Origin of the sequence: Terrabacter sp. NPDC080008 (assembly GCF_040702505.1) — a bacterium.
GTDB lineage: Bacteria > Actinomycetota > Actinomycetes > Actinomycetales > Dermatophilaceae > Terrabacter.
Genome location: NZ_JBFBLC010000005.1, coordinates 296015 through 320473, shown reverse-complemented (window position 1 = coordinate 320473; position 24459 = coordinate 296015). Strand labels below are relative to the sequence as shown.

Annotated in this window: 22 protein-coding genes; 7 read left to right on the top strand and 15 right to left on the bottom strand. The window is 68.7% G+C overall.

Annotation, left to right across the window (positions count from 1 at the left end; translation table 11 throughout):
* Positions 1–74 precede the first annotated feature (74 nt).
* Positions 75–1268 (top strand): glycosyltransferase family 4 protein, encoded by a 1194-nt coding sequence (locus AB0316_RS15995; RefSeq protein ID WP_366274031.1) that lies wholly within the window; start codon positions 75–77, stop codon positions 1266–1268.
* On the opposite strand, the gene AB0316_RS15990 is transcribed toward AB0316_RS15995, so the two are convergent.
* The 4 genes from AB0316_RS15990 to AB0316_RS15975 are packed head-to-tail and all read right to left on the bottom strand — an operon-like array spanning position 1217 to position 5824.
* Entirely contained in the window at positions 1217–2287 is a 1071-nt protein-coding gene (locus AB0316_RS15990; protein WP_366274030.1) for a glycosyltransferase family A protein, read from the bottom strand. The genes AB0316_RS15995 and AB0316_RS15990 overlap by 52 nt on opposite strands.
* Positions 2284–3897 (bottom strand): oligosaccharide flippase family protein, encoded by a 1614-nt coding sequence (locus AB0316_RS15985; protein WP_366274029.1) that lies wholly within the window; start codon positions 3895–3897, stop codon positions 2284–2286. The genes AB0316_RS15990 and AB0316_RS15985 overlap by 4 nt, the downstream gene beginning before the upstream one ends.
* Complete coding sequence (locus tag AB0316_RS15980) at positions 3894–4841, bottom strand: hypothetical protein (RefSeq protein ID WP_366274028.1); 948 nt, start codon at positions 4839–4841, stop codon at positions 3894–3896. Before AB0316_RS15980 ends, AB0316_RS15985 begins: the two co-directional genes overlap by 4 nt.
* A complete protein-coding gene (locus AB0316_RS15975; RefSeq protein WP_366274027.1) occupies positions 4838–5824 on the bottom strand; it encodes a glycosyltransferase family 2 protein in 987 nt (328 codons plus the stop codon). The genes AB0316_RS15980 and AB0316_RS15975 overlap by 4 nt, the downstream gene beginning before the upstream one ends.
* A gap of 89 nt (positions 5825–5913) precedes the next feature.
* Here AB0316_RS15975 and AB0316_RS15970 point away from each other — a divergent pair, with 89 nt between their 5' ends.
* Together AB0316_RS15970 and AB0316_RS15965 are read left to right on the top strand one after the other, a co-directional pair.
* On the top strand, positions 5914–7155 hold the full coding sequence (locus AB0316_RS15970; protein WP_366274026.1) for a glycosyltransferase family 4 protein: 1242 nt from the start codon (positions 5914–5916) through the stop codon (positions 7153–7155).
* Between the two features lie 131 nt (positions 7156–7286).
* Positions 7287–8438: a glycosyltransferase gene (locus AB0316_RS15965; protein WP_366274025.1), complete on the top strand. Its 1152-nt coding sequence runs from the start codon at positions 7287–7289 to the stop codon at positions 8436–8438.
* A gap of 19 nt (positions 8439–8457) precedes the next feature.
* On the opposite strand, the gene AB0316_RS15960 is transcribed toward AB0316_RS15965, so the two are convergent.
* The gene (locus AB0316_RS15960; RefSeq protein WP_366274024.1) at positions 8458–9042 is read right to left on the bottom strand and encodes a hypothetical protein; all 585 of its coding nucleotides are present in this window, start codon (positions 9040–9042) and stop codon (positions 8458–8460) included.
* Between the two features lie 53 nt (positions 9043–9095).
* Here AB0316_RS15960 and AB0316_RS15955 point away from each other — a divergent pair, with 53 nt between their 5' ends.
* Positions 9096–10151, top strand: coding sequence for an LCP family protein (locus AB0316_RS15955; RefSeq protein WP_366274023.1), 1056 nt, complete (start codon positions 9096–9098; stop codon positions 10149–10151).
* Positions 10152–10229: 78 nt separating this feature from the next.
* Here the strand turns inward: AB0316_RS15955 and AB0316_RS15950 are convergent, their stop codons facing one another.
* From AB0316_RS15950 to AB0316_RS15935, 4 genes are read right to left on the bottom strand one after another with little or no spacing between them, the layout of a single operon-like run.
* Positions 10230–10814, bottom strand: a complete 585-nt coding sequence (locus AB0316_RS15950) for a low molecular weight phosphatase family protein (protein ID WP_366274022.1) — start codon at positions 10812–10814, stop codon at positions 10230–10232.
* Positions 10811–11431, bottom strand: coding sequence for a dTDP-4-dehydrorhamnose 3,5-epimerase (rfbC, locus tag AB0316_RS15945; protein ID WP_366274021.1), 621 nt, complete (start codon positions 11429–11431; stop codon positions 10811–10813). Before rfbC ends, AB0316_RS15950 begins: the two co-directional genes overlap by 4 nt.
* Positions 11431–12345, bottom strand: coding sequence for a glucose-1-phosphate thymidylyltransferase RfbA (gene rfbA, locus AB0316_RS15940; protein ID WP_366274020.1), 915 nt, complete (start codon positions 12343–12345; stop codon positions 11431–11433). The genes rfbC and rfbA overlap by 1 nt, the downstream gene beginning before the upstream one ends.
* A gap of 48 nt (positions 12346–12393) precedes the next feature.
* Complete coding sequence (locus tag AB0316_RS15935) at positions 12394–13326, bottom strand: hypothetical protein (RefSeq protein ID WP_366274019.1); 933 nt, start codon at positions 13324–13326, stop codon at positions 12394–12396.
* A gap of 153 nt (positions 13327–13479) precedes the next feature.
* Between AB0316_RS15935 and AB0316_RS15930 the strand changes: the two genes are divergently transcribed.
* On the top strand, positions 13480–15027 hold the full coding sequence (locus AB0316_RS15930; RefSeq protein WP_366274018.1) for a polysaccharide biosynthesis tyrosine autokinase: 1548 nt from the start codon (positions 13480–13482) through the stop codon (positions 15025–15027).
* A 71-nt stretch (positions 15028–15098) separates the two neighbouring features.
* Here AB0316_RS15930 and AB0316_RS15925 read toward each other — a convergent pair whose 3' ends face one another.
* On the bottom strand, positions 15099–15704 hold the full coding sequence (locus tag AB0316_RS15925; RefSeq protein WP_366274017.1) for a hypothetical protein: 606 nt from the start codon (positions 15702–15704) through the stop codon (positions 15099–15101).
* Positions 15705–16164: 460 nt separating this feature from the next.
* On the opposite strand from AB0316_RS15925, the gene rfbB reads away from it, so the two are divergent.
* Together rfbB and rfbD are read left to right on the top strand one after the other, a co-directional pair.
* Entirely contained in the window at positions 16165–17178 is a 1014-nt protein-coding gene (rfbB, locus tag AB0316_RS15920; protein WP_366274016.1) for a dTDP-glucose 4,6-dehydratase, read from the top strand.
* A complete protein-coding gene (gene rfbD / locus AB0316_RS15915) occupies positions 17175–18065 on the top strand; it encodes a dTDP-4-dehydrorhamnose reductase (protein WP_366274015.1) in 891 nt (296 codons plus the stop codon). Before rfbB ends, rfbD begins: the two co-directional genes overlap by 4 nt.
* Before the next feature lie 149 nt (positions 18066–18214).
* Here the strand turns inward: rfbD and AB0316_RS15910 are convergent, their stop codons facing one another.
* The 5 genes from AB0316_RS15910 to wzy all read right to left on the bottom strand — a co-directional run bounded on the left by AB0316_RS15910 (position 18215) and on the right by wzy (position 24440).
* Positions 18215–19381, bottom strand: coding sequence for a nucleotide sugar dehydrogenase (locus AB0316_RS15910; RefSeq protein ID WP_366274014.1), 1167 nt, complete (start codon positions 19379–19381; stop codon positions 18215–18217).
* A 383-nt stretch (positions 19382–19764) separates the two neighbouring features.
* Positions 19765–20712, bottom strand: coding sequence for an NAD-dependent epimerase/dehydratase family protein (locus AB0316_RS15905; protein WP_366274013.1), 948 nt, complete (start codon positions 20710–20712; stop codon positions 19765–19767).
* The gene (locus AB0316_RS15900) at positions 20709–21677 is read right to left on the bottom strand and encodes a hypothetical protein (protein ID WP_366274012.1); all 969 of its coding nucleotides are present in this window, start codon (positions 21675–21677) and stop codon (positions 20709–20711) included. The genes AB0316_RS15905 and AB0316_RS15900 overlap by 4 nt, the downstream gene beginning before the upstream one ends.
* A 256-nt stretch (positions 21678–21933) precedes the next feature.
* Positions 21934–23061, bottom strand: coding sequence for a glycosyltransferase (locus AB0316_RS15895; RefSeq protein ID WP_366274011.1), 1128 nt, complete (start codon positions 23059–23061; stop codon positions 21934–21936).
* An 11-nt stretch (positions 23062–23072) separates the two neighbouring features.
* Positions 23073–24440, bottom strand: coding sequence for an O-antigen polysaccharide polymerase Wzy (wzy, locus tag AB0316_RS15890; protein WP_366274010.1), 1368 nt, complete (start codon positions 24438–24440; stop codon positions 23073–23075).
* Between the last annotated feature and the right edge of the window lie 19 nt (positions 24441–24459).

The following is a 24459-nucleotide window of genomic DNA, read 5'->3' as shown; positions in this document are numbered from 1 at the left end:
TGCTCTGCCCTCGCATCGTAGGGTGAGACCGCGCGCGAGGTGGCGAGCCACGCGCCCCGACGAGAGGAGCCGCGATGGCGCGCCGCGTGGCCCTCGTCGGCTCCTCCTACCACCCGCACGTCGGCGGGGTGGAGTCCCACGTGCGTCACGTCGCGAGTCAGCTGCGCGAGAGCGGCGTCGACGTGGAGGTGTGGACGGTCGACCGCGGCGAGCACCTCGGCGTCACCGAGCTCGACGGCATCGTGGTGCGCCACCTGCCCACTCCCCTGCCTGCGGGGTCGCTTTCGGCGCTGGCGAGCTTCGCCGTTTCTGCGCCGCGGGCTTGGCGTCGCTGGGTGTCGGCGTTCCGGGAGTTTCGGCCGGACGTGCTGCACGTCCAGTGCTTCGGCCCCAACGGCGTGTATGCGGCGGCGCTGGCCCGCCGGACCGCCGTTCCCCTCGTCGTGTCGTCCCACGGCGAGACGACCGGCGACGACCACGACGTCTTCGGCGGCTCGGCGCTGCTGCGTCTGGCGCTGCGGAGGGCGATCGCCTCGGCCGCTGCCGTGACCGGCTGCTCGGAGCCGGTGCTCGACGACCTGCGGACACGCTTCGGGCTGGTCGGTGGGACGGTCGTGCCCAACGGGGTCGGCGAGCCGGCGCCCGGGTCCCGTTCTGGCGCAGCGCTGCTCGGCGCTGACCCACCCGCTGGGCGCATCGTCCTCGGCGTGGGGAGGCTTGGAGCCCCGAAGGGCTTCGACCTGCTCGTGGAGGCGTTCGCGGAGCTCGACCCAGCCGTGGACGCGACCTTGGTCATCGTCGGCGACGGTCCCCACCGCGACGTGCTGACCTCTCTCGGGGACCGGCTCGGTCTCGGCGACCGCCTGCAGCTCGTCGGGGCCCTCGACGAGGCGGGTGTGGACGCGTGGATGCGGCGGGCCGACGTCGTCGTCGTGCCCAGTCGCAAAGAGGCCTTCGGCATCGTGGCCCTCGAGGCCTGGCGGGCCGGCACGCCCCTGGTGGCCACCGCGCTCGGCGGACCGGCGTCGTTCGTGACGGACGGCGTGGACGGGCTCCTGGTGGACCCGGTCAACACGGGGGCGCTGGCCGGCGCGGTCGAGTCGGTGCTGTGCGACCCGGACCTGGCGCGCCGGTTGTCCGAGGCCGGCCTGGTCTCGGTCCGCGCCTACACGTGGACGCGCGTGGCCCGTGACTACGCCGCGATCTACGCGTCGATCTACGCGTCGATCGCCGAGCCGACCGTGGCAGAGCGGCCGAGCAGGTCCTGAACGGAACGGGGCGGCCTGCGCTCGCGCCACTGCTGCGTCAGGCGCCACACGACGGGCTCGGGCACGAGGAGCAGGCCTCGGTCGGTCATCCGCGGCAGCAGTGACCAGGAGGCACGGTAGGTTCGGACGAGCTCGGCCCAGTGGCCGCTCCGGAGCAGTGGCCAGAGCAGCCGCCGGAGCTCGCGGCGATAGGCCGGTCCGTAGGCGGCCCGGGGCAGGCTCGCCCGGTCGCCGGCGAACTGCCAGGCGAGGACCCGGGTGCGGATGATCGAGCGCGCCGCGGCAGGGTCGGGTCGCCGGGTGTCCTGCCCCGCGTGGAGGCGGTAGAAGAGGAGCCGCTCACGGATGAGGTGCCACTCGGTCTCGCGGGCCACGAGGGTGAGCAGCAGGTGGTCTGCGCCCGGCCGCATACCCGTCGGCACCGCGGGCAGCGACTGCAGGAGGTGGCGACGGACGACGCTCGATCCGATGACCCCACGGTTGCGTTCCAGCATGAGCGCGAGGCTGTCGCCGTGGATGTCGAGGTAGTCCATCGAGTTGAGGGGCGCGGCGCGCACCGCGGCAGCCTCGAGGTCCGACACGTCGTTGCCCACCAGCTCAGCGCGCAGCTCGTTGACGCTCTCGACACCCGAGTCGGGCGTCGTGAACGTCCAGAAGGCTGTCCGCACTGCCGAGCAGTCGGGATGCGTGGCGATGTACTCGGCGGTCACCTGCTGCTTGCGACTCGCCCACAGGTCGTCGTCGTCGACGAACGCCACCCACTCCGCCCGCGCCCGCTCGATGCCGGCGTGGCGCGCCGCGCCCTCTCCCGAGGGCGTGTCGAGATCGAGGACGTCGAGCTGGGGCCAGCGGCGGCGCAGGGCGTCGGCAGCCGTCGCGTTCCCGTCCACGACCACGATCACCGATCTGGGCGCCGGTGACTGGGCCAGCACACTGCCGATCGTGACCCCGATCAGGTCGAGGTTGCGCCCGTGGGTCGGGATGACGACGTCGTAGTCGAGCTGCGGGGTCCGGCTCATGCGGCCGGCCGCCCGGTGATGAGCCGGACCATGATGCTCCCGACCGGACGGACGGGCGCCGGGAGGCCTCGTGACAGGACCTGCGCGTCTGTCGGGCTGAGCCCGCTGCGGACGAGGCGGACCCCGCCGAGGTAGGCACCCGTCCCGACCAGCGCGAGCGCGACGGCCCGCACCACGGGCGGCACCTGGACGCCCTCGGTGGCGACGAACCCCACCGCGGCCACGGCGCTGCCGACGAGGACCGGCACCGTGTCGGCGAGCAGGTCGGACGCCCCCAGCCCGAGCTGGCGCAGCTCGAGCCGGAGCAGGATGGTGAGGGTGGTGAGAGCGCCCGCCGCATTCGCGATCACCGCGCCCCAGACGCCGATCGAGGGGATGAGGGCGAAGGCGAGCCCGAGATCGAGGGCCAGGGCGACGAGGTTGGCCTTGAGGACGGCCCCGCCCGACAGGCGGGAGGTGACGAAGGCGTAGACGGGGTTGAAGCAGGTGACCAGACCGGCGGAGATGCTCAGGGCCACGACCACCGGAGCGGCCTGCGCGAACTGGGCACCGTAGAGGCTGGGCACGAGGACGGCGAGGGGCGCGATGACGCCGGCGCACAACAGCCCCACCACGGTGCTACCCACGCGCATGACCCGACGGAAGGCCGGCGACACGGCGTCGCTGTCGACCTCGCGCAGGCCGGAGATGGCCGGTATGAGCGGCCCGAGGAACGCCTGCGCCGGTGCGAAGACGTGGCTGGACAGCCCGAAGGCGAGCGCGAAGATGCCGACCGCCGCCGGTGTCGCGACGGCGTTCATCACGAAGATCTCGCTGCGCGAGGTGACGAGCCCGCCGACGACGCCCGAGGCGCCCATGAGCACCGCGAAGCGCAGGAAGCCGGTGGGCAGGTGGCGCGGCAGCGTGGGTCGCAGCACGGCGCGGCGATAGGCCTTGGAGATGGGGACGAGGCACAGCGCGATCGCGAGTCCCGACACGATGAGCCGGGTGAACCACACGGCCTCCGGCGTGCGCGCGAGGAGCAGCACGACGACGACGGCGGCCTGCGTCGCCAGCGAGGTGATGAGCGTGATCTTGGCGCCGGCGGCCGTCTTGTTCTCGATGCCGAGGCAGGCCGCCGCGCCGTCGAGGGTCGAGGGCAGCACGACGCCGAAGACGACGGCCACGGCGATGGCGGCCGGCGAGACGTCTGTCGCGAAGACGACGACGACCGAGAGGATCGGCAGGGCGAAGAGCACCCGGAAGCCCTGCCACTTCGACAGCAGGGCCGCGACCTCCTGGGTGCGCCCGGCTGCGTGCGCCTTGGACCCGAACTGCATGACCGCAGCCCCGAAGCCCGACGCGAGCAGGCCCGAGACGAACTCCATGAGCGCCGTCAGGAACGCGAGCCGCCCGTAGTCGGCGACGCCGAGGACGCGGGCGATCAGCAGGTTGACGAGGAACGCCACGGGGATGGCGATCGCGGTGTGGATCATGGTCCACGTCACGCCCCGCACCGCCCGTTCCTGGAGCGAGCCCCGGTCGAGCGCCTCCTCCGAGGGCGGCCCGAGCACCGCGGCAGGGCCGAGCTCGTCGGCGTCCTGCGGCGGTCGACCGTCCGGAGTGGTCACGCTGTCCTGCTCACGCGGTCGAGTCGATCCAGCACGGCCGGGTCGACGAAGTCCTCCACCTTGCGCCCGAACGGGGAGCCGGAGCCCACGATGTCGTCGAGCTGCTCCTGCCAGGACTGCGGCCGGTCCTCGGGGAGGCGGTGGCTCACGGAGCGGGCGACGACAGGTGGGCGATGGCGGGCGAGGACGGTCTGCAGCGCGCTCTCGTCCGGGATGATCGTGTGGCGGTAGACCCGCTCGAGAGGCGCCCCCGGCGACAGCTCCGTGAGCACCTGGTGGAGCCCGGTGCGGTCGACGGCCACCCACTGACTGCCCAGCCGGCACGACGTCCCGGGGCTGAACGGCGATCGGACTCGTCTCATGCCGAGGTGGGCCCCGCGGCCCCGCGCGACCATCCGCACCGAGACGAGCGGCTCCGTGCGGTGAGCGAGCGCCCAGACGGCTCGGGCGAGCCGTCCCTTACGGCGCAAGGTGGCGTCGAGCAGCGGCGCTCGGTGCCAGCGGTAGGCATACCGCGTCATGACGTCGTCGCCCACGCCGTAGGCGCGACCCCACCGCGGCCGGTAGTCGATCGACCGGGCCTGCCCCTGCCAGCCCCCCGCGGACACGAGGTCCCGTTCCCAGGCCGCGAGGTCGACCGCGGGGTGGCACTGGCCGGAGACGAGCACGACGAGGTCGGGGTCCACGGTGTCGCGCGCGCGCCGGAAAGCCTCGACCGTCGCCTCGACCAGCTCCCAGGAGCCCCAGTCGGTCGCCAGCCCGTGCGTCCACACCTGCACCCGGTCGTCGTCGAAGCGGGGTGGGGGCGCGGCGCGCCCGTCGTGCGCCACCAGCACCCAGCTGTGCGGGCTCGAGCGGCGGATCGCAGTCACGAGCTGCGTCAGCCGGTCGGCCGACGCGTGCGAGAGCACGACGTATGCCGCGGTGACGGGCTGCGAGGTCACCCGCCCGTCACCGACGCGGCGCCGGCGCGGCGAGCACGCAGCCTGGTGCGGGCAGCCACCGACGTGCCTGCCGCGAGACCGCCGAGGGTCGCGGAGGCGTGCAGGGCCTTGCCCCCGAGGGACCGCACCCGCTGGCGTACGGTGCGGTCCCGGGCCACGGCCGAGCGCGCCCCCTCGGCGACGGCGTCTCCGACGCCGCGGAGGGACGTGCCGACGTAGCGGCGCAGGATCGGGGCGCCGAGCCCGAACGCGTGGGAGAGCAGCACGACGTGGTTGCGGTGGCCGTAGAAGGTGTAGCGCAGGTCGAAGCGGCGCCCCTTCGTGTAGGGCGCGGCGACGTGCTCGACGAGGGCCGCAGGGGTGTAGACGATGCGCCAGCCGGCCTGCCCGAGGCGCAGCATGATGTCGCTCTCCTCGCGCAGGCAGGTGCCGGGGTAGAGGTCGACGATGCCCCCGATCTGCTCGAGCGCCGACCGCCGCACCGACATGTTGGCGCCCAGCACGTGGTCGACGTCGAGGTCGCGGCCCGTGTCGGCGGCGAAGTTGCCCGTCAGGGTGCCGTCGGGCAGGAGCCGGCCGACGGCGTCCAGCCCCTCGTGCTCCTCGCCGGGTCGCCCGTTGCTGGCCCGACCACCCACCGCGCCGACCGACGGGTCGACGTAGGGCGCGACGAGGCGCTCGAGCCAGTGCGGCTCCGCGTAGGCGTCGTCGTCGACGAAAGCGACGACATCGGAACGGGTCTCGGCCACGCCGATCGCGCGGGAGGTGGCGAGCGTGCCGGGGCCCGCGTCGTTGCGCACGTAGCGCACGCCCGGGAAGCCGGCGACGACGTCGGCGGTCAGCCGGTGCGGCGAGGAGTCGACGACCACGGTCTCGACCGGGGCCAGCGTCTGCCGGGCGAGGTGCTCGAGGCAGACGCGGACGTTGTCGGGCCGGTTGAACGTCGCGACGACCACGTCGACGGAGATCGGGTCGGCCGACATGTGCGGAAGTATGGCAGCGAACCCACCCGGATCGACCGGGTTTCGCCGAGGTCGTCCAGCTGGCCCATGGTCGTCAGTAGCCTCGCACCGTGCCCCCACCTGTGCCGCCAGCGGCGCCCGACCCCGCCGGACCGGTGCGGGTCGCGATCCTCGACCACACGGCCGAGCTCGGAGGTGCCGAGCTCGCCCTGCTGCGGCTGCTCGAGTCCGTCGACCGCTCGATCGTCGACCCGGTCGTGGTCCTCTTCTCCCCCGGCCCCCTGCAGCAGCGGCTCGAGCAGGCCGGTCACGCCGTCGTCGTCGTCCCGCTCGACGCGCGGGTGCGCGACACGAGCCGCTCCGCGGGCGCGGCCCGGATGCTCCGGGCCGCGGCCACGACACCTGTCTTCCTCGCACGCCTGGTCGCGACACTGCGGCGCCTCGACGTCGATGTCGTGCACACCACCTCGCTCAAGGCAGACCTGCTCGGCGCCCTCGCAGCCCCGGCCCTTCGGCGTCCCCTCGTCTGGCACGTCCACGACCGGATCGCCACCGACTACCTCCCGCGCCGCACCGCCCGGGCCGTCCGGGCGCTGGCCCGATGGGTGCCGTATGCCGTCGTCGCCAACTCGCGGGCCACCGCGGCAACGCTCCCGGGAGTCCGCCGGCTCGTCGTCGCGCACCCGGGACTGTCCGTCGAGCAGGTCGCTGCCGCCCCCCGTAGCCGCCAGCCGGAGGGACCGCCGGTGGTCGGGATGATCGGCCGCCTCAGCCCCACCAAGGGCCAGCTGGTCCTCGTCCGCGCCGCCGCCCGGGTCGCGGCCACCCGCCCCGACACCAGGTTCCGGATCGTCGGCGAGGCCGCGTTCGGCACCGAGGACTACGAGCGCCGGGTCCGGGACGAGGTCGAGCGGCTCGGCCTCGCGGGGCACGTCGCGATCGTCGGCTTCGCTGAGGACCCGCGTCGCGAGCTCGACCGCCTCACCGTGTGCGTCCACGCCTCGACCGTGCCCGAGCCGTTCGGTCAGGTCGTCACGGAGGCGATGGCCTGGGGCGTCCCCGTCGTCGCGACTCGAGGAGGCGGCGTCGACGAGATCGTCCGCACCGGCGCGCCCGGCCACGAGACCGCGCTGCTCGTCGACCCGGACGACGAGCGCCAGCTCGCCGACGCCGTCCTGGCCGTCCTCGACAGACCCGCGGACGCGCTGGAGCGCGCCGCCCGGGCCCACGCCGACGTCACCGCCCGCTTCTCCGCGGCCCGCGGCGCCCAGGTCGTGACGTCCCTGTGGCGCGAGGCCGCCGGGACCGCGAGCCGTGCCGCCGCGGCCCGAGAGGCGATTCGTCCGTCCTGACCCCTCGTGGACGGAATGTCCCGCGGTGGTCGCCGTGCGACGCCTCGTCCCGGATGACAGCACCTGCCCCACCACACCCGAAAACCTGCGTTTCCTCCGCGGCTGCACCGGTCCGGGGCGATGATCGGGATATGACCGACAGGCCCCGTGTCGCCATCGCGCACGACTACCTCACGCAGCGCGGCGGGGCCGAGCGCGTGGTGCTCGCCCTGCACCGGGCCTTCCCCGAGGCGACCATCCACACGACGCTCTACGACCCGGCCGGCACCTACCCCGAGTTCCGCGATGCCCCCGTCGTCGTCTCCCCGCTCAACCGGATCGGCGCCCTGCGTCGTGAGCACCGCGCCGCGCTCCCCCTGCTGCCGTATGCCGTGTCGCGCCTGCTCGTCGACGCCGACGTCGTCATCGCCTCGAGCTCCGGCTGGGCCCACGGGGTGCCGACGAACGGCCGCAAGCTCGTCTACTGCCACGCCCCCGCCCGGTGGCTCTACCAGCCGGACGCCTACCTTGGCGCCCAGTCGGGAGGTCTGCCCGGGGTGGCGCTGTCGGCCCTCGGCGGGCCGTTGCGCCGGTGGGACCGCCGGGCCGCCGCGTCCGCCGACCGCTACCTCGCGAACTCGACCGTGGTCCGCGAACGCGTCGCGGCGGCATACGGCATCGACGCCGAGGTGGTGCCCCCGCCGTACGGGCTGGACCCGGCCGAACCGCAGGCTCCGCTGGCGGCGCTGGCCGACTGGGCGGCGGAAGGTTTCCTGCTCGTGGTCTCGCGCCTGCTGCCCTACAAGAACGTCGACGTCGCGGTCGAGGCGGTGCGCGGGCTGCCGGAGCGGCTCGTCGTCGTCGGGTCAGGGCCGCTCGAGCAGCGGCTCCGGGCGAGCCTGCCCGACAACGTCCGGGTCGTCACAGGGGTCAGCGACGCGCAGCTGCGCTGGACCTACGCGCACGCCCGCGCCCTGCTGGCGCCGAGCCTCGAGGACTTCGGGCTCACGCCGCTCGAGGCGGCCGCCTTCGGCGTGCCGACGTTGGCGCTGCGGGCGGGTGGCTACCTCGACACCATCGACGAGCACGTCAACGGCGCCTTCTTCGACCAGCCGACGGTCGAGGCCGTGCGGACAGCCGTCGTCGCCAACCGCGGTCGCGCGTGGGACGTCGAGGCGGTGCGGGCGCACGCGGAACGCTTCTCCGAGAAGCGCTTTCGTGACCGCATCCGCGCCGAAGTGGAGGCCCTCGCGGCGGACACTCCCGCCGCGCCCGACGTGCCGGCCGCCTTGGCCTGGGTCTGACGGCCCGGCTCCCGGGTCCCTAGCGCAGGCTGCGGAGGACGAGGACCCACGCGACGACGGGCGCCCCGACGGCGAGGATGATCGCGAGCACCCGGAGGGCGGCCGCGTGTCCGTAGACCTTGGCGAGCCCGGCGGCGAGCAGCCCGAGGGCGAGGACGCCGAGCGAGTACGTCGCGAAGTGCGCGCTCAGCTCGACGATGGCGGGCGACTTCGTGACGTTGGCGATCGTCGCGGCCTTGCCGGCCGGACCCCACGGCGCGGGCAGCGGCACCTGGGCGAGCAGCAGGGCCGCGACGCCGAGCAGGTCGGTGCGCAGGTGGCTGCGCCGGCGCGCCGAGACCTGCCGGCGGCTGCGGACCGAGGGCTGGACCGCCGGCTCGGGCGGTGCGAGGGCGCGGGGCAGCGTCAGCAGCAGGCCACCGAGCCCGGCGAGTCCGGCGAGCCAGGCGGCATACAGCTTGGGCCGTCCGAAGGACGCGGCGTTGAGCGCCGTCACGAGCGGACCGGCGGCGTTGGCCAGCAGCCACACGTACGCCGCGAAGACGACGGCGGCCGCCACGGCCGCCCACACGTCCGCGTTGAGGCGTCGGGTTCCCGCGGACATGCCGGGAATTGTATGCGGCAGTGTCCGGTTTGCCTGACACCTACACTGTCGGCGTGGACAGGACCCGTGAGCACAACAGCGACCTCTTCCGCGACGACCAGGTCGCGGCCGGCGAGGGCGACTGGGACGACGACGAGACGCCCGATCCCGCGCCGCGCCGTGAGCGCAAGCGCAACCGGAAGGTGCTCATCGCAGCGCTCGTGCTGCTGCTGGTCCCGGTGCTCGCGATCGGTGGCTACCTCGCGTGGCTCAACCACGTCGTCACGAACAACGTCAAGCAGGAGCTGCTCCTGCCCGACGGCCAGCCGACGGACCAGAACGGCAACGTCATCGCGCAGCCGACGGGCAACGGCACCAACTACCTCATCATCGGCAGCGACGCCGGGCCCGACCGGGTCGGGGGCCGTTCGGACGTCATGATCATCGCGCACGTGCCGGACGACCACTCCGCCGTGACGCTCATCCACTTCCCGCGCGACCTCTACGTCCCGATCCCGGGCCACGGCAAGGACAAGCTCAACGCGGCGTACGCGTTCGGCGGGCCGCCGCTGCTCGTGACCACGATGCAGAACATGCTCGGCATCCAGATCGACCACGTGGCCAAGATCGGCTTCGAGGGCTTCAAGGCGATGACCGACGCGGTGGGCGGCGTCGACGTCAACGTGGCCGAGCCGTCCAAGGGTGACGGCAAGGTCTTCACCAAGGGCATCCAGCACATGGACGGCGCGACCGCGCTGGTCTTCGTGCGCCAGCGTCACCAGCTCAGCGAGGGGGACATCTCGCGCGGCCAGCGCCAGCTCGCCTTCATCAAGGCGCTGATGCTCAAGACGCTGAGCAAGGACGTGCTGACCAACCCGGTGAAGCTGGCGCAGTTCACCGATGCCGCGACGAGCAACCTCGTCGTCGACCAGAAGTTCGACGTGGGCACGATGCGCTCGGAGGCCTTCGCGATGCGCGGGCTGCGCGGCAGCGACATCCGCTTCATCACGGCCCCGTTCACCGGCTTCGGCACGAGCCCAGCCGGTGCCTCGATCGACATCGTCGACGAGGCGAAGATGAAGGACCTCGGCGAGGCCATCCGCACCGACTCGATGGACTCCTACAAGTAAGGAGCCCCCGCCAACGGCCCGCAGCGATGCGGGCCGTTGGCGTTTCACCCGTCGGCAGGGCGGCTCACCAGGTGGGAGTCAGCTAGCGGGCGGCGTGAGCGCCGTTGCCACGGTGTGGATCTCCGCCTCGATCGCGGTCGACATCGCGGCATACGCCTCGGCCCCCTGGCGGTAGGGGTCGGGGATGTCGGACTCGTCTGCGGGGCGTGCCGGGTGCAGGCCCCGGCGTCCGCGCGCGATGTCTGCCACGACGGCGGCCCAGGGCGCGTCCGGAGCGGTGTCCGTCTCGGCTGCCGCCTCCACGAGGTCGGCGCCGTGCACGAGGTCGGCGAGCTCACCGAGGGTGAACGTGCGCCGCAGCGCCCGCGGGTGAAGCGCGACCGCGTCGGCTCGGTGCCGCTGGGTGGCGGCGATGACGAGGTCGGCGCTGTCGAGCAGGGCCGGCGTCAGCTGGCGCGAGGCGAAGCCGGTCGCGTCGGCCCCGACGGCGCCGAGGGCGTCGACCGAGCCCGGCTCGATGGCGGAGCCGACCAGGGCGCCGGTGCCGGCGCTCTCGACCTGCACGTCAGCGCCGTCGAGGAGCTGGCGCAGCCGGCGCTCGATGTAGGGCGAGCGGCAGACGTTGCCGGTGCAGATGACGAGGATGCGGCCGATGCGCCTCAACGGTGGCCGCCTGCCGCGCGGGTGCCGCCCAGTGACCGGGTGTAGGCGAGGCAGTCCTCGAGCGTCGGCAGCAGGCCGGCGTCGGCGGCCTCGTCGAGGCTCGGCGCGGCGGCGTCCTTGGGCGACAGCACGGGCTCGAAGCCGTCGGGCAGGGCCAGCCCGATGCGCGGGTCGAGCGGGTTGAGGCCCCGCTCCCCGGCCGGGTTGAAGACCTCGGAGCACAGGTAGACGGCGGTGCCGTCCTCGATGCAGGCGAGCGCGTGGCCGAAGCCCTCGGGGAGGTAGACGGCGCGGCGGTCGACGGTGTCGAGGCGCACGGAGTCCCACTGCCCGAAGGTCGGCGACCCGATGCGGACGTCGACGACGAAGTCGATGAAGACGCCGCTGGTCGCGGTGACGTACTTCGCCTGCGAGGGCGGCACGTCGGCGTAGTGGATGCCGCGCAGGGCGCCGGCGGTCGAGACGGAGATGTTGGTCTGGCGCACCTGCAGCTCGTGGCCGATGGCCTCGGCGAGGTGGTCGACGCGGAAGCCCTCGGCGAAGACGCCACGGTCGTCGGGGAACTGCCGGGGCGTGATCTCGAAGGCGCCCTCGATGGTGAGCGGTCGGATGTCCATCAGCTGATCTCCTCGGCGGGCGTGTGCTGGTGTGCTGCCTCGACCTCGGCGGCCTCGGTGAGCAGGGAGTGCAGGTAGAGGCCGTAGCCGCTCTTGGCCTGGGCGTCGGCGTGGACGCGCAGCTGGTCGTCGTCGATCCAGCCGTTGCGCCAGGCGACCTCCTCGACGCAGCCGATCTTCTGGCCCTGCCGAGCCTCGACGACGTGGACGAACTGGCTGGCCTCCATCAGGCCGCTGAACGTGCCGGTGTCGAACCACGCCGTGCCCCGCGGCAGCGGCGTGACGGTGAGGGTGCCGCGGCGGAGGTACTCGTCGTTGACGGCGGTGATCTCGAGCTCGCCGCGCGCGCTCGGCGTGAGCCCGCGGGCGATCTCGACGACGTCGTTGTCGTAGAAGTAGAGCCCGGGCACGGCGTAGCTGGACTTGGGCCGGGCGGGCTTCTCCTCGATGGAGAGCACCGTGCCGTCCTCGTCGAACTCGACGACGCCGTATGCCGTGGGGTCGGCGACGCGGTACGCGAAGATGTGCCCGCCCTTGACCTCGGTGTTGTCGCGCAGTCGCGTGCCGAGCCCCGGCCCGAAGAAGATGTTGTCGCCGAGGACGAGGGCCACCTCGTCGTCGCCGATGAAGTCGGCTCCGAGGATGAACGCCTGGGCGAGTCCGTCGGGACTCGGCTGGACGGCATACGTGATGGTCATGCCCCACTGCGCACCGTCGCCGAGGAGGCGGCGGAACTGGTCGGAGTCGTCGGGGGTGGTGATGACGAGGACCTCGCGGATGCCGGCCATCATCAGCGTCGACAGCGGGTAGTAGACCATCGGCTTGTCGTAGACGGGCATGAGCTGCTTGCTGATGCCGCGGGTGATCGGGTGCAGGCGCGTGCCCGAGCCGCCGGCCAGGATGATGCCCTTCATGGCCGCCAGCCTAGGGGGCGACCGGTGAGTGCGTGCCAGCCGCGGGGGTCAGGCGGTGGCCGACCACGTCGCCAGGTCGGACCCCGAGCGCCAGGTGGTGTCGGCGACGGCGAGCCAGCCGGCGGCCCCGACGACGCTCAGCGAGACGCGGCCCTCGGCGCCGTCGAGCGGCGCCTTGACGCAGGAGAGCGCCGTCGCGGTGTCGGTGACCTTGGCGATCTCGACGCCGTCGCACGCGTCGCTGGTGCGGGCGACGTAGACGGTGGGCGTGCCACCCTCGTCGCGGGCCGACACCGACAGCGCGCCCTTGACGGTGGCCTGCGTCGACCAGCGGGAGCCGCCGTCGGTCGAGCGGACGATCCGGCCGTCCGCGCAGACGACGACGGCGCGGGCGGCGCTGACCCGTGCAAGGTCGACGACGGTGGTGCTGCCGCACGGGCGGGCGTCCGGACGCTGCGGCGTGATGACCTGCTCCGGTTCCTCACCGCCGGGCACGCGGGACCAGCCGCCGTCGACGGCGATGGGGCTCTTCCAGGTCGCGGCACCGTCGTCGGTGTCGTACTCCCCCGGCTTGCAGCCGGTCCGGGCGGCGATGACGAAGCCGCGGCCGGCGCCGACGGGCTGGACCCGCCCCAGCGCCGGCGCGGGAGCGGTGCGCTCGGTCCAGGTGCGACCGCCGTCGTCGGTGACGCTGAGGCTCGCTCCCTTGTCGGCACAGGTGCCGAGAGTGGCACGCCAGGCCCGCTTGCCGTCTGCGGCGGCGATGACCTGGGCGACGGGGACGACGGTCACTGTGGCATTCGTGGACGTCGTCGGGGAGGACGCGGCTGTCGAGGAGCTCGTCCCGGCCCCCGGGGTCGGGCCTTGAGCCGAGGCGCCGGCCGCGTCGGGCCGGAAGGCGAGCGCCACGAGGAGGGCGTCCACGACGAGGAGGACCAGCAGGCCACCCAGCGCCAGCCGACCCACGGACCTGTCCGTCATCCACCGCATCACGACGGTCACTCTACGGACCCGCCGGTCCCGAGCACCGCATCCCGGTCATCCGGCACTACTATGCGCAGGAAGAATGTGTCGGAATTGTCCGACCGGGAGTCGTGTGACCAGGCACGGCCGCAACGGGGAAGCGAACAACGCGTGGAGCTGCAGGACTACCTCAACGTCATCCGCAAGCGCTGGATGATCATCGCGGCGGTGGCTCTCGTCACCCTCGGTCTCGCGGCCGCGTACACGGCCTTGTCGCCACGCGCCTATTCGTCCTCTACCCGATTCTTCGTGAACACGACCCGTGATGACACGACGTCGTCCCTGCAGCAGGGCAACACGTTCACGCAGGCTCGGGTCAAGACCTACGCCCAGGTGCTCCAGGACCCCGCCGTTCTGCAGCCCGTCATGAAGGCAGCCGGCGTCAGCGGCACCACGGACCAGCTCGCGGCTCGAATCACCTCCTCGATCCCGCTGGACACGAGCCTCATCGACGTCACGGTGACCGACGCCAGCCCCAAGCAGGCCCAGCGCATCGCGGCCGCCATCGGCGACGTCTTCCCGCAATACATCAGCAAGATCGAGGCCCAGTCCAGCAAGCAGTCGCCCGTGACCCTCTCGGTCACGCGGCCCGCCACGCTGGAGCCATCGCCGGTCAGCCCCAAGCCGACCCGCAACCTGGCGCTCGGGCTGGTCCTCGGTCTCCTGCTTGGCTTCGGTGTGGCCCTGCTACGGGACGTGCTCGACAAGTCGGTCAAGTCCCAGCGTGACCTCGAGGCCGTCACCGACCGCACCATCCTCGGCGGCATCGCCTACGACAACGACGCGTCGGCGCATCCACTCATCGTCCAGGTCGACCCGCGCTCGCAGCGCGCCGAGGCCTTCCGGTCGCTGCGCACCAACCTGCAGTTCGTCGACGTGGCCAACCCGCCCAAGTCGATCGTCGTCACCTCGTCGCTGCCCGGTGAGGGCAAGTCGACGACCACGGCAAACCTGGCGCTCAGCCTCGCCGAGACGGGCCTGAAGGTCGTCGTCATCGAGGGCGACCTGCGCCGTCCCCGCCTGCTCGACTATCTCGGCTTCGAGGGCTCCGTCGGCCTGACCGACGTGCTCGTGGGCCGGGTCGACGTGGACGACGTGCTCCAGCCCTTCGGCCGCACCGGTCTGCGCCTGCTCGGCGCCGGCCCGATCCCGCCGAACCCGAGCGAGCTCCTCGGCTCGGCCAACATGGAGCAGCTCATCGAGGACCTGACCGAACGCTTCGACTACGTCCTCATCGACGCTCCCCCGCTGCTTCCGGTCACCGATGCTGCGGTGCTCAGCACCATCGTCGACGGCGCCATCGTCGTGGTCGGCGCGGGCGTCGTTCAGCGCGAGCACGTGCGCCACGCCCTGGAGTCGCTCGAGGCCGTCAACGGCTCGGTGCTCGGCCTCATCCTCAACCGCGTCAAGGCCAAGGAGGGCGGCGCCGGCTACGGGACGTACGAGTACGACTACCGTCCCGAGAGCGAGCGACAGCGCGCCAAGGGCCGCTCGATCCCCCACCGTCGTCGCCCGGTGGCCGTCGACGAGGACCACGGCCCCGTGACCCCGCGTCCGTCGACGACCGGCGCCCGTCCCGCCCCACCTGCAGGCCCTCGCGAGGTCTCGGACCAGCGGGAGCAGGCCGCCTTCCCGACGGCGGACTCCATCTTCCACTGACGATCGCGGCCACGCCGCGACGACGCGCGTGCCCCCTGACCCTCGGGTCAGGGGCGCGCGTGCGTCCGATGTCAGCGGTGGGAGCCAGCCCTCGACGAGCCGGCGACGGTGGCGAGCGCGGCGACGACGACGTCGAGGTGCTCCTCGATGCGGTCATAGGCCTCGGTGTGCGTGCGCGACGTGCCGCCGTAGGGGTCGATGACATCGACCTCGTAGACATCCCTGGGGGCGACCGTCCCGCGCGCAGCTGCCGCCTCAGCGGCGACCTGAGGCAGCCACGGGCTCGTCGGCACGATCGGACGCCATGTCGCGGTCGACCGGCACAGGTCGGCGAAGTCCCCGAGCGCGAAGATCCGGCGCATCGCCGCGGGTCGCAGCCGTGCCACCTCGGACCGGTGAGTGCGGGTCATCGTGAGCACCAGCTCGGCCTCGTCGAGCAGCTGTGGCGTTACGGCACGAGCCGAGAAGCCGGTGACGTCGGCGCCGAGGCGACGCAGCTGCTCGCTGGTTGCCCGCTCGATATCAGAGCCGACGACGGCGGCGGTGCCGGCGCTCGAGATGGGAACGCCAGTGTCGGGCAGGAGCTGTCGCAGTCGTCGCTCCGCGTAGGGAGAGCGGCAGATGTTGCCGGTGCAGATGAAGAGAATTCCGTGCGTGGACGGGCTTTCGCCGAGCATTGTTTCCCCCAAGTTCTCTCGGCGCGGAGAGTGAGACCCGATCCTAGGCCGGGCCGCTGTGTCTCGAGTGCACACTTCCTGTTATTGCGGCTTATGTCCGAATAGTCCCAGCCATTGAGTCGGAGTTCCAGGGGCCGCCGCCTCAGATGAGCCGAGCGGCCACCCAGCCGTAGGTCATTAACCTTCGACTCGGCCGTGGTGGGGGCACCCGCACTCGACGCCTCGTGCCGGAGCGACTCGAGTCAGTTCATGGCAGGACGAGACCCCAGCCCGGACCTCGGCGATCGTGTCGGCGGCGACGTCGACCCTGACCACCTCGCCGAAGTCGGCGACGCACGGCGCATCCCCGCACTGAGGGATCCACTCACTCCCGATTCCGAGACTTTCACGCGGAGCATGTCGACAGACCCGAAAGTGGCCCATTCCGTCAGCGGGCTCCGGCTTCGTTACCCTCGGGCACATGCGTGTACTCGTTACCGGCGGAGCCGGCTTCATCGGCTCGAACTTCGTCCTCCGGGGGCGCGAGACGCGCCCCGATTGGACGCTCACCGTCCTCGACTCGATGACGTATGCCGCCAATCGCCACTCGCTGGCGCCCGTCCTCTCGGACCTGGGCGGCGACGGGTCCGTCGAGCTCGTCGAGGGCTCGGTCGCGGACGCGCCGCTCGTCGACCGGCTGGTCGCCGGCCACGATGTGGTCGTGCACTTCGCTGCCGAGTCGCACAACGACAACAGCCTCGACTCGCCATGGCCGTTCGTGGAGAGCAACGTCGTCGGCACGTTCACGCTGCTCGAGGCCATCCGCCGGCACGGCAAGCGCCTGCACCACATCTCGACCGACGAGGTCTACGGGGACCTCGAGCTCGACGACCCGCAGCGATTCACGGAGCGCACGCCGGTCAACCCCTCCTCGCCCTACTCGGCGACCAAGGCCGGGGCGGATCTGCTCGTGCGGGCGTGGATCCGGTCGTTCGGCATCGAGGCCACGGTGTCGAACTGCTCGAACAACTACGGGCCGCGCCAGCACGTCGAGAAGTTCATCCCGCGCCAGATCACGAACATCCTCGACGGCGTGAAGCCGAAGGTGTACGGCTCCGGCCTCAACGTGCGCGACTGGATCCACGTCGACGACCACAACGACGCCGTCATCGCGATCCTCGAGCAGGGCCGGCTCGGCGAGACGTACCTCATCGGCGCGGACGGGGAGCGCAACAACCTCGAGATCGTCGGCATGCTGCTCGAGATCATGGGCAAGCCGGCCGACTGGTTCGATCATGTCGACGACCGCCCCGGGCACGACTTGCGCTACGCCATCGACTCCTCGAAGCTGCGCTCCGAGACCGACTGGCGGCCGCGCTACAGCGACGTGCGCACCGGCCTCGAGGCTTCGGTCGAGTGGTACGCCGCCAACCGGGACTGGTGGGAGGCCGCCAAGGTCGAGTCGGAGCGCACCTACGCGCGGCTCGGCCGGTGAGCACCCCCTCCCCCGGCCGCGCTCTCGTCACGGGCGCCGGCGGGATGCTGGCGCTCGACCTCGTGCCCGCCCTGCGCGCGGGCGGCTGGGTCGTGACGGCGCTCGGGCGCAGCGACCTCGACGTCACCGACCCGGCCCAGTGCCTGGCGGCCATCGAGGGCCACGACCTCGTCGTCAACACCGCCGCCTACACGGCAGTCGACGATGCCGAGACGCACGAGCCGGTTGCCTTCGCCGTCAACGCGGTCGGCGCGGCCAACGTCGCACGAGCGTGTGCGCGAGCCGGCGCCCGCCTGGTCCACGTGTCGACGGACTACGTCTTCGACGGCACGGCCACCGAGCCTTACGCCGTCGACCACCCGGTCGCCCCACGCTCGGCCTACGGCCGCACCAAGGCGGCAGGCGAGTGGGCGGTGCGGGCACTGTGCCCGGAGTCATGGGTCGTGCGCACGGCCTGGCTCTACGGCGCCGGCGGGCCCAACTTCGTGTCGACCATGCTGCGGCTCGCCGGTGAGCGCGACACGGTGTCGGTGGTCGACGACCAGGTCGGGCAGCCGACGTGGACTGTGGACCTGTCGGATCTAATCGTGGGGATCGTCGCCGCTGAGGTTCCGTTCGGCATCCACCACGGCACCTCGGGCGGGCAAACGACGTGGTACGGACTGGCTCGCGCGGTTTTCGAGTTGAACGGGCTGGACCCCGAGCGGGTGCTCCCGACGACAACTGAGGCCTTCCCTCGACCCGCTCCCCGACCGGCCTGGAGTGTGTTGTCCCACCGCAGCTTGGATGGCGCGGCAGTCGCCGTCATCGGTGAGTGGCGCTCGGCTCTTAAGAGGTCTGGTATTCAGGGCAGCCGGGTTAAGACACCTCCGCCCACACGGCGATGATGAAGCATGCACCCGCGGCAGTCACGTCGATGGTCTCTGCTTACGTCACATTCACCGCCTCACGACACATCCGGTCTGCCGCAGCGATCCTCATGCCCAAGAGCCCAAACCGGCATCTAAAACGTTGCGTGCGGTAGTCGCGGATTAGGTCAGTCGCGGCCGTAGATATCACGCGTATACACCTTGTCTCGAACCGCGTCGAGCTCATCGGCATGTCGGTTGGCTACAATCACGTCCGCCACCGATTTGAACTCGTTCAAGTCGCGAATGACGCGCGAGTGGAAGAACTCGTCGCCCTCCAAGGTCGGTTCATAGACGACGACCTCGATGCCCTTGGCCTTGATGCGCTTCATGATCCCCTGAATGCTCGAGGACCTGAAGTTATCCGACCCAGATTTCATGACCAGCCGATACATCCCGACGACCCTCGGTTCGCGCGCCAAGATGTCGCTCGCGATGAAGTCCTTGCGGGTTGTGTTGGACTCCACGATTGCGTGTATGAGGTTCTGCGGCACCTGATCGTAGTTGGCGAGCAACTGTCGGGTGTCCTTGGGCAGGCAATAGCCGCCGTAGCCGAACGACGGGTTGTTGTAGTGCGCACCGATCCGCGGGTCGAGCCCAACACCCTCGATGATGGATCGCGTGTCAAGGTCGTGGGTGGCCGCGTAGGTGTCGAGCTCGTTGAAGTAGGCGACCCGCATGGCAAGGTAAGTGTTAGCGAAGAGCTTGATCGCCTCGGCCTCGGTCGCGTCCGTGAAGAGGACGGGCACGTCCGACTTCTCCGCGCCCTCAAGCAGTAGCGAAGCGAACTCCTTGGCCTCCGCGCCCGTATCTCCCATGACGATGCGACTCGGGTGGAGGTTGTCCCACAGGGCCCTCCCTTCCCGCAGAAACTCCGGGGAAAAAATGATGCGTAAGGCAGGCCGCACCTGCGCCATACGCTTTGTGAAGCCTACAGGGACCGTGGACTTTATGATGACCGAAGCGTCGGGGGCGTGCCGGGAAACATCGTCAATGACGCGCTCCACCGACGTCGTGTTGAAGTGCATCGTGTCCGGGTCATAGTCAGTGGGCGTGGCGATGACGACAAACGATGTGCCGGCGTACGCGTCCTCACGATCCGTCGTGGCCCGGAGGTTGAGACCTCCTTGCTGAAGGAAGGCCTCCAGCTCGGGATCGATGATTGGTGACCGGCCCTCGTTGACCAAATCCGCACGCGAGCCATCCACCTCGAGGGCGACCACTTCGTTGTGCTGGGCGAGGATGGCGGCATTTGACAGGCCCACGTAACCGAGGCCGACGACAGTGATCTTCACTCTGTCACCCTAGTCGTGATCCCCTGCAAGGATTCCCGCCCCCACCCGCTCAAGAACGACTCCTCGCTCACGACGCGCGTGACGCCGACCCCTGCGCCCTGCATGAGCCAGCGTTGAGGAGTAGCTCAACAACGCCTTCGGCGAAGTCGCCTCGCTGCTCCGCCACACGGACTTGCAGTCGCTGGTCGTGTGGCCCGGTGAGGTCAATGCCCAGTCATGACCCACCGACCGGGGCGCAAGGGGATCGGCTGGCGCGGGACAGTGTCACGGGGCGTCACGCGTCTCCACGCGCGCGGCGAAACCCAAGAGCGCGCCCATGCCGAACGGCCTCGGTATCTGCCGTGCGCGCGTGGCCAACAATTACAGGAGGGAAGCCATCCAGGCTAGAGGCGTGCCGCGCTCACAGCCTCCCACTGCTTGCGGAGACCCTCTTCAAGGCCCACCTTCGCTGTCCAGCCGAGCTCTTGAGATGCCGCCCGGCTCGATCCACCAGTTCGGAATACATCGCCAGCAACAACATCCTCATGCCTGACTCGCAACCGCCCACCGGCCAGCGACGAGATGATGTCTAGTGCGTCATTGACGGACACGCTGCTCCCACCCGAGAGGTTGAACACTGCGCCCGGCTTAACGCTGGCCTCGGATGCACGGCGCAAGCCAGACACGATATCGGCAACGAACGTGAAGTCCCGAATCTGTTTTCCCGTCCCATAGACGACGATCTCCTCGCCGAGATGGGCGGAGGACAGAAACCGCTGAAACGCCATGTCAGGGCGCTGCCGCGGGCCGTAAACGGTGAAGAACCGAAGAGACACCGTGGGCAGGGCAAAGTTCTCACCGTAGAGGCTGACCAGATGCTCCCCCGCCAACTTGGTCACGCCATACGGACTCCTGGGATGAAGCGGCTGGTCTTCCACACACGGGAATGAAGGACTGTTCCCGTACACGGACGACGACGAAGCATACACAAATCGAACCCCGGGATTGTTTGACAGGCAGGCCTCAAGAAGCCTTTGTGTGGCCCGCACATTGTTGTCCGTGTACTCGGCGAATCGATCACCCCAAGAAGACCTAACTCCAGGCGAACCTGCCAGATGAAAAACAGTGGAGACTCCATCCAGCACGCCGCCCAGATCCACCCGGTTGATGTCGTCTTGAATCAGGTTGAAGTGGCTCGACGCAACGCATGAGGAAAGATTCCGTCTTTTCAACCCGCCACCGTAGTAGTCAGTAAACGAATCAACGCCTACTACTTGATGACCATCTTGCAGCAGACTCTCGCACAAAGTAGATCCAATAAAGCCAGCAGCGCCGGTTACTAGCACCTTCATGATTCGATTCGCACCCTCTCAAGCATATTTCCTCGAACAAGCAACTGAACAACTATCACAGCAAAGACCACACCACACAAAGCAAGAGCGCTTGACGCACCAGCGGCCGACCTGAATACGACTCCCGACACCGCCACGAAAATGAAACATGAACACGCGTAGGCCGCTCGAACCAGAAAAACCATCCGCGCCAATCCCAGCGCTTTCAACCCCGCCGACGCGCAGTGAAGAAAACCGAGACCGGCGTACTCAATCGCAACGATCCATACAATGCGCTTCGTCCCGTCCCAGGTGTCACCGAGCACAACAAATCCCAAGGACTGCGGCAATACCAAAGCTACCGACCCGACAAGCAATGACAACAAGGCAAGAGTCCATGCCACGATGCGAAGTCGCTGCCAGGCATCCCTGCCGCTCTTGACTTGCCCACTCCGCGCCAACTCTGGAATACCCAGCATCGGTATGGCGCTTAAAACCAGAGCAAGCGGTCCAAGCAGAAGGCCGCCGCCTCGCATCGCGGCAGAACCAGCTGTGCCAACGGTCACGGTCGCTATGGATAGGGAAACAAAACCAGTCCAAGAAGAGACAATGCCTTCAAGACCAAAGAACAGCCGGACCGTTCTCCCTCGCATCCACCATTCCCGCAGGCCTGCAAAAGTCGGCGCGACCCCGGTCCGTAGAAGCAGCCATAGCAACGCAAGCCCTGCTCCCATCGTCCACACCGCTACACACGCCGCCGCGCTGCTCGCTATCGCTGGAGTAAACAGCATGGCGAGCGAGACAACGGCCCAAATCAAGTCTGATATAAGGCAGTCGCGGAGCTTCTGGTCTGCAATCGCTGCCCAGCGAAGTACATCCTGCGGAAGGACTAGGACGACCGACGCCGACAGCAGGGAAACAATCGGATCAAAGTGCCCGACGGCTAGTTGCACACAGACCGTCAACGCCAAAACCAGAACTGCCATGATTAAGGAGACGCTAACAGCAAAAGCCGATTCACTCTTCACTTTTGGAGACCCGGAAAGGCGAGCTATGCTATTACCCAGGAATCCTCGTGTCGTACCCAGGAGGGCGCCCAACCCCACAATGGCGAGAGACGATGCGCCGAACTGGGACGAACTTAAGATCCGCGCCAATGCGATGGACAAGGCGAGGTTGCTGAAGCTGGAAAGCCCTTGATCAAGAAGTCCAAATGCTATGCGCCGCCACCTAGTCACTCGCCTATTCCTTCAGCGACTGGAAGAAATTGGCCAAGGGCGCTCCTTGGGCTTGAGCGATGATGGCTCGCGCACGCGCAAGTTGCTGCTGGGAGAGCGCGACCCGGCCCTCGTGTGGTTCGGCAGACAGCAGTAGAGCAGCCAACGCCACATCGTCTTCCTTGTCGAAAGACCACCTTCGCCCGACCAGCTCCTCTACGCCCCCCACGCGAGAGCCGATGGAGGGAAGTCCAAGACACATCGCTTCAATCATCGCTCGGGGCAGACCTTCGCTTCGTGATGCCAGAACAAATAGATCGTGCGAGCGTAAGAGCTCGAGAAGCTTGCGCCGGTCGGTGATTTCCCCTGTGAAACGAACCCTGTCGGCGACACCCAGCTGTTGAGCCATCTCGAGGAACACTTCAGGGTCGCCAGCCCCGACGATGGTCAGCGTTGCATCTGGCAAGCCGCGTCGGACGACAGCGGAGAAGGCACGCAGGAGTATGTCAATCCCCTTGACCCCTCCATTGAGATGTCCGACGGTGATGAGATGGCGGAGTGACGGTGATATTGGAGCTGGGTCGACGGTCAGCCAGCTCTCCGGCAACCTAGCGTTTGTCATTGCCAGCGCAGGCGCTCGAGTACCGTATCGGCGCTGTAGGGACTCTTGAGTGACATATACCACCGCATCTGAACGTCGAACCACTACGCGGCTGAAACTCTCCAGGGTCGTGCTCAGGGCACGGGAGACGAGCGGATGCTTCGATCCTTGGGGAAACCAAGAACCAGCTTCGGCAACGACATTAGCCACAACATGAGCAGGAGAGAATTTCGTCCGCATCCAAAAGAGGAAGCCCAACAGTTCGGGTATCCGGACAAATACGGTATCTGCCGCCTCAAATCGGCATGACAGGACAGATCGCGCAAGCTTGAGTACGCCTCGGTAGCCTTGTCGCCTTCCAGCGGCTGGAAGAGGCAGGACTCGAGTCCCTTCCGGCAATGGCGTTGTTGCACCCGCGTCCGTCCCCTGGCGCGCAATGAGAACCACTTCGTCTGCCGTTCCGTCAAACTTCTCAAGGAAGTCGCCGGAAAGCGACGGATGTGTCGACCAGTACCGCCCGGCCGAATCCATAGCTACTGATACGTCAGACACTACGAAAAGGGTCACTGTCTTACCTTTGAGAGTCGTCGTTTCATCACGGCGAGGCTGATTGCAGCGATCAGAAGCGGGTATCCGATAGATTTGATCTGCCCGAGAGAATCTGACCGTATCCCGTAAACCATGGACGCCATGAACACTGGGTACACATAGCCTTTTACGTCCGTGGGGATGCCTTTGAGGCTTCTATTGTAGAAGGAGGATCCAATCAGTGAGACGGCCATGGAAATTAAAATAACTCCACTCAACCCGAAGTTCATATACGCCTCAGACGGCAGTGAGAAGCCCAAACCTTGTCCGCTTCCCACCCCCGTTAGTCGTCGAAACTCCAACGACGCTGTGGTGCGCTGATCGTTGCTGTCTTGGGTCAGGATTCCGGGCGCGAAACTGGCGATTGCAGCCACATAAGTCGACCCCTCGTAGTAGGGGTGTATGTCTGGGACCAACTGTCCCAAGATATCCGTTACCTGGTAAGGACTGGATGTGTCTACCAGCGACCTCGCCCATGGATTTGAAGCAGTCTGCACGACCTCTCCGGAGCCAGCGCGAACATTTCCCACCCAGTTGAAGACGGCCACGACAGCGACTACTGCCACCAGCGCCTTCAGCGGTCTGATCTGCTTGCGCCGCGTGGCATACCAAGCAAGCAGGAGCGCAGGAGTCAAGACGGCAGATCGCGAAGACAGACCCAGCAGCGAGATTCCCATGGTGCTCAGCAGTATTAGCCACTGCGAAGACGACAGGAGAAAGCGCCGTTCGGAGCCCGCACATGAGAGGAGCACTCCGACTGGGAGAAGGCCCTCCGATAAGGTGCTGAGAGCCGATACCCCCGTGTACACACCCTGATTAGCTCCATACGTTTCGCCCGATGTAAGCACATATAGAACCATCGTCATGAGCAGGGATATCGACAGAACCAGAGTGCCGAGTGACGCCACGCGCCCCACCCGCCATTCGGTTGGGGCGGAACTGGGTCGTTGTGCAATCGGAGAGGTCGCGAGAAGGGTCCCTATTGTCCAGCCACCCGCGCACAAGACCATCACCGTAGGCGCGATCCCGCTCAACGAAGACAACGGTATGCGACCGATTTCGCTGCCAGTGCTCTGCATATAGAGTATTGGCGCCAGTAGCACATAGTTCAGATAGCCGTTGGTGAAAACCCAAGGATGAAATATGTCTCGCGTGCACCTGTAAGCAATAATCAGCATCAGGATCGACACGATCAGCAGGGTGGCGGCGCCCAGGCTTACCGGGGCGACGCCACTCGCAGCCAAAACCGCGCTGACGAGTGCTGCCAAGACGAAGGCAAGTCGCGATACAGCCCACTTGCTTCGATGCCAACGTCCATCATTGGCAGTGAGATCAGAATGCATCAGTTCGCGCCCATGGCAT

Excerpts from the sequence above, each read along its gene's own strand:
- AB0316_RS15960 (WP_366274024.1), bottom strand. The coding sequence starts at position 9,042 with ATGTCCGCGGGAACCCGACGCCTCAACGCGGACGTGTGGGCGGCCGTG.
- AB0316_RS15995 (WP_366274031.1), top strand. The coding sequence starts at position 75 with ATGGCGCGCCGCGTGGCCCTCGTCGGCTCCTCCTACCACCCGCACGTC.
- AB0316_RS15905 (WP_366274013.1), bottom strand. The coding sequence starts at position 20,712 with ATGAAGGTGCTAGTAACCGGCGCTGCTGGCTTTATTGGATCTACTTTG.
- AB0316_RS15965 (WP_366274025.1), top strand. The coding sequence starts at position 7,287 with ATGACCGACAGGCCCCGTGTCGCCATCGCGCACGACTACCTCACGCAG.
- AB0316_RS15900 (WP_366274012.1), bottom strand. The coding sequence starts at position 21,677 with ATGGCAGTTCTGGTTTTGGCGTTGACGGTCTGTGTGCAACTAGCCGTC.
- AB0316_RS15935 (WP_366274019.1), bottom strand. The coding sequence starts at position 13,326 with ATGACGGACAGGTCCGTGGGTCGGCTGGCGCTGGGTGGCCTGCTGGTC.
- wzy (WP_366274010.1), bottom strand. The coding sequence starts at position 24,440 with ATGCATTCTGATCTCACTGCCAATGATGGACGTTGGCATCGAAGCAAG.
- rfbC (WP_366274021.1), bottom strand. The coding sequence starts at position 11,431 with ATGGACATCCGACCGCTCACCATCGAGGGCGCCTTCGAGATCACGCCC.
- AB0316_RS15975 (WP_366274027.1), bottom strand. The coding sequence starts at position 5,824 with ATGTCGGCCGACCCGATCTCCGTCGACGTGGTCGTCGCGACGTTCAAC.
- AB0316_RS15990 (WP_366274030.1), bottom strand. The coding sequence starts at position 2,287 with ATGAGCCGGACCCCGCAGCTCGACTACGACGTCGTCATCCCGACCCAC.
- rfbA (WP_366274020.1), bottom strand. The coding sequence starts at position 12,345 with ATGAAGGGCATCATCCTGGCCGGCGGCTCGGGCACGCGCCTGCACCCG.
- AB0316_RS15925 (WP_366274017.1), bottom strand. The coding sequence starts at position 15,704 with ATGCTCGGCGAAAGCCCGTCCACGCACGGAATTCTCTTCATCTGCACC.
- rfbB (WP_366274016.1), top strand. The coding sequence starts at position 16,165 with ATGCGTGTACTCGTTACCGGCGGAGCCGGCTTCATCGGCTCGAACTTC.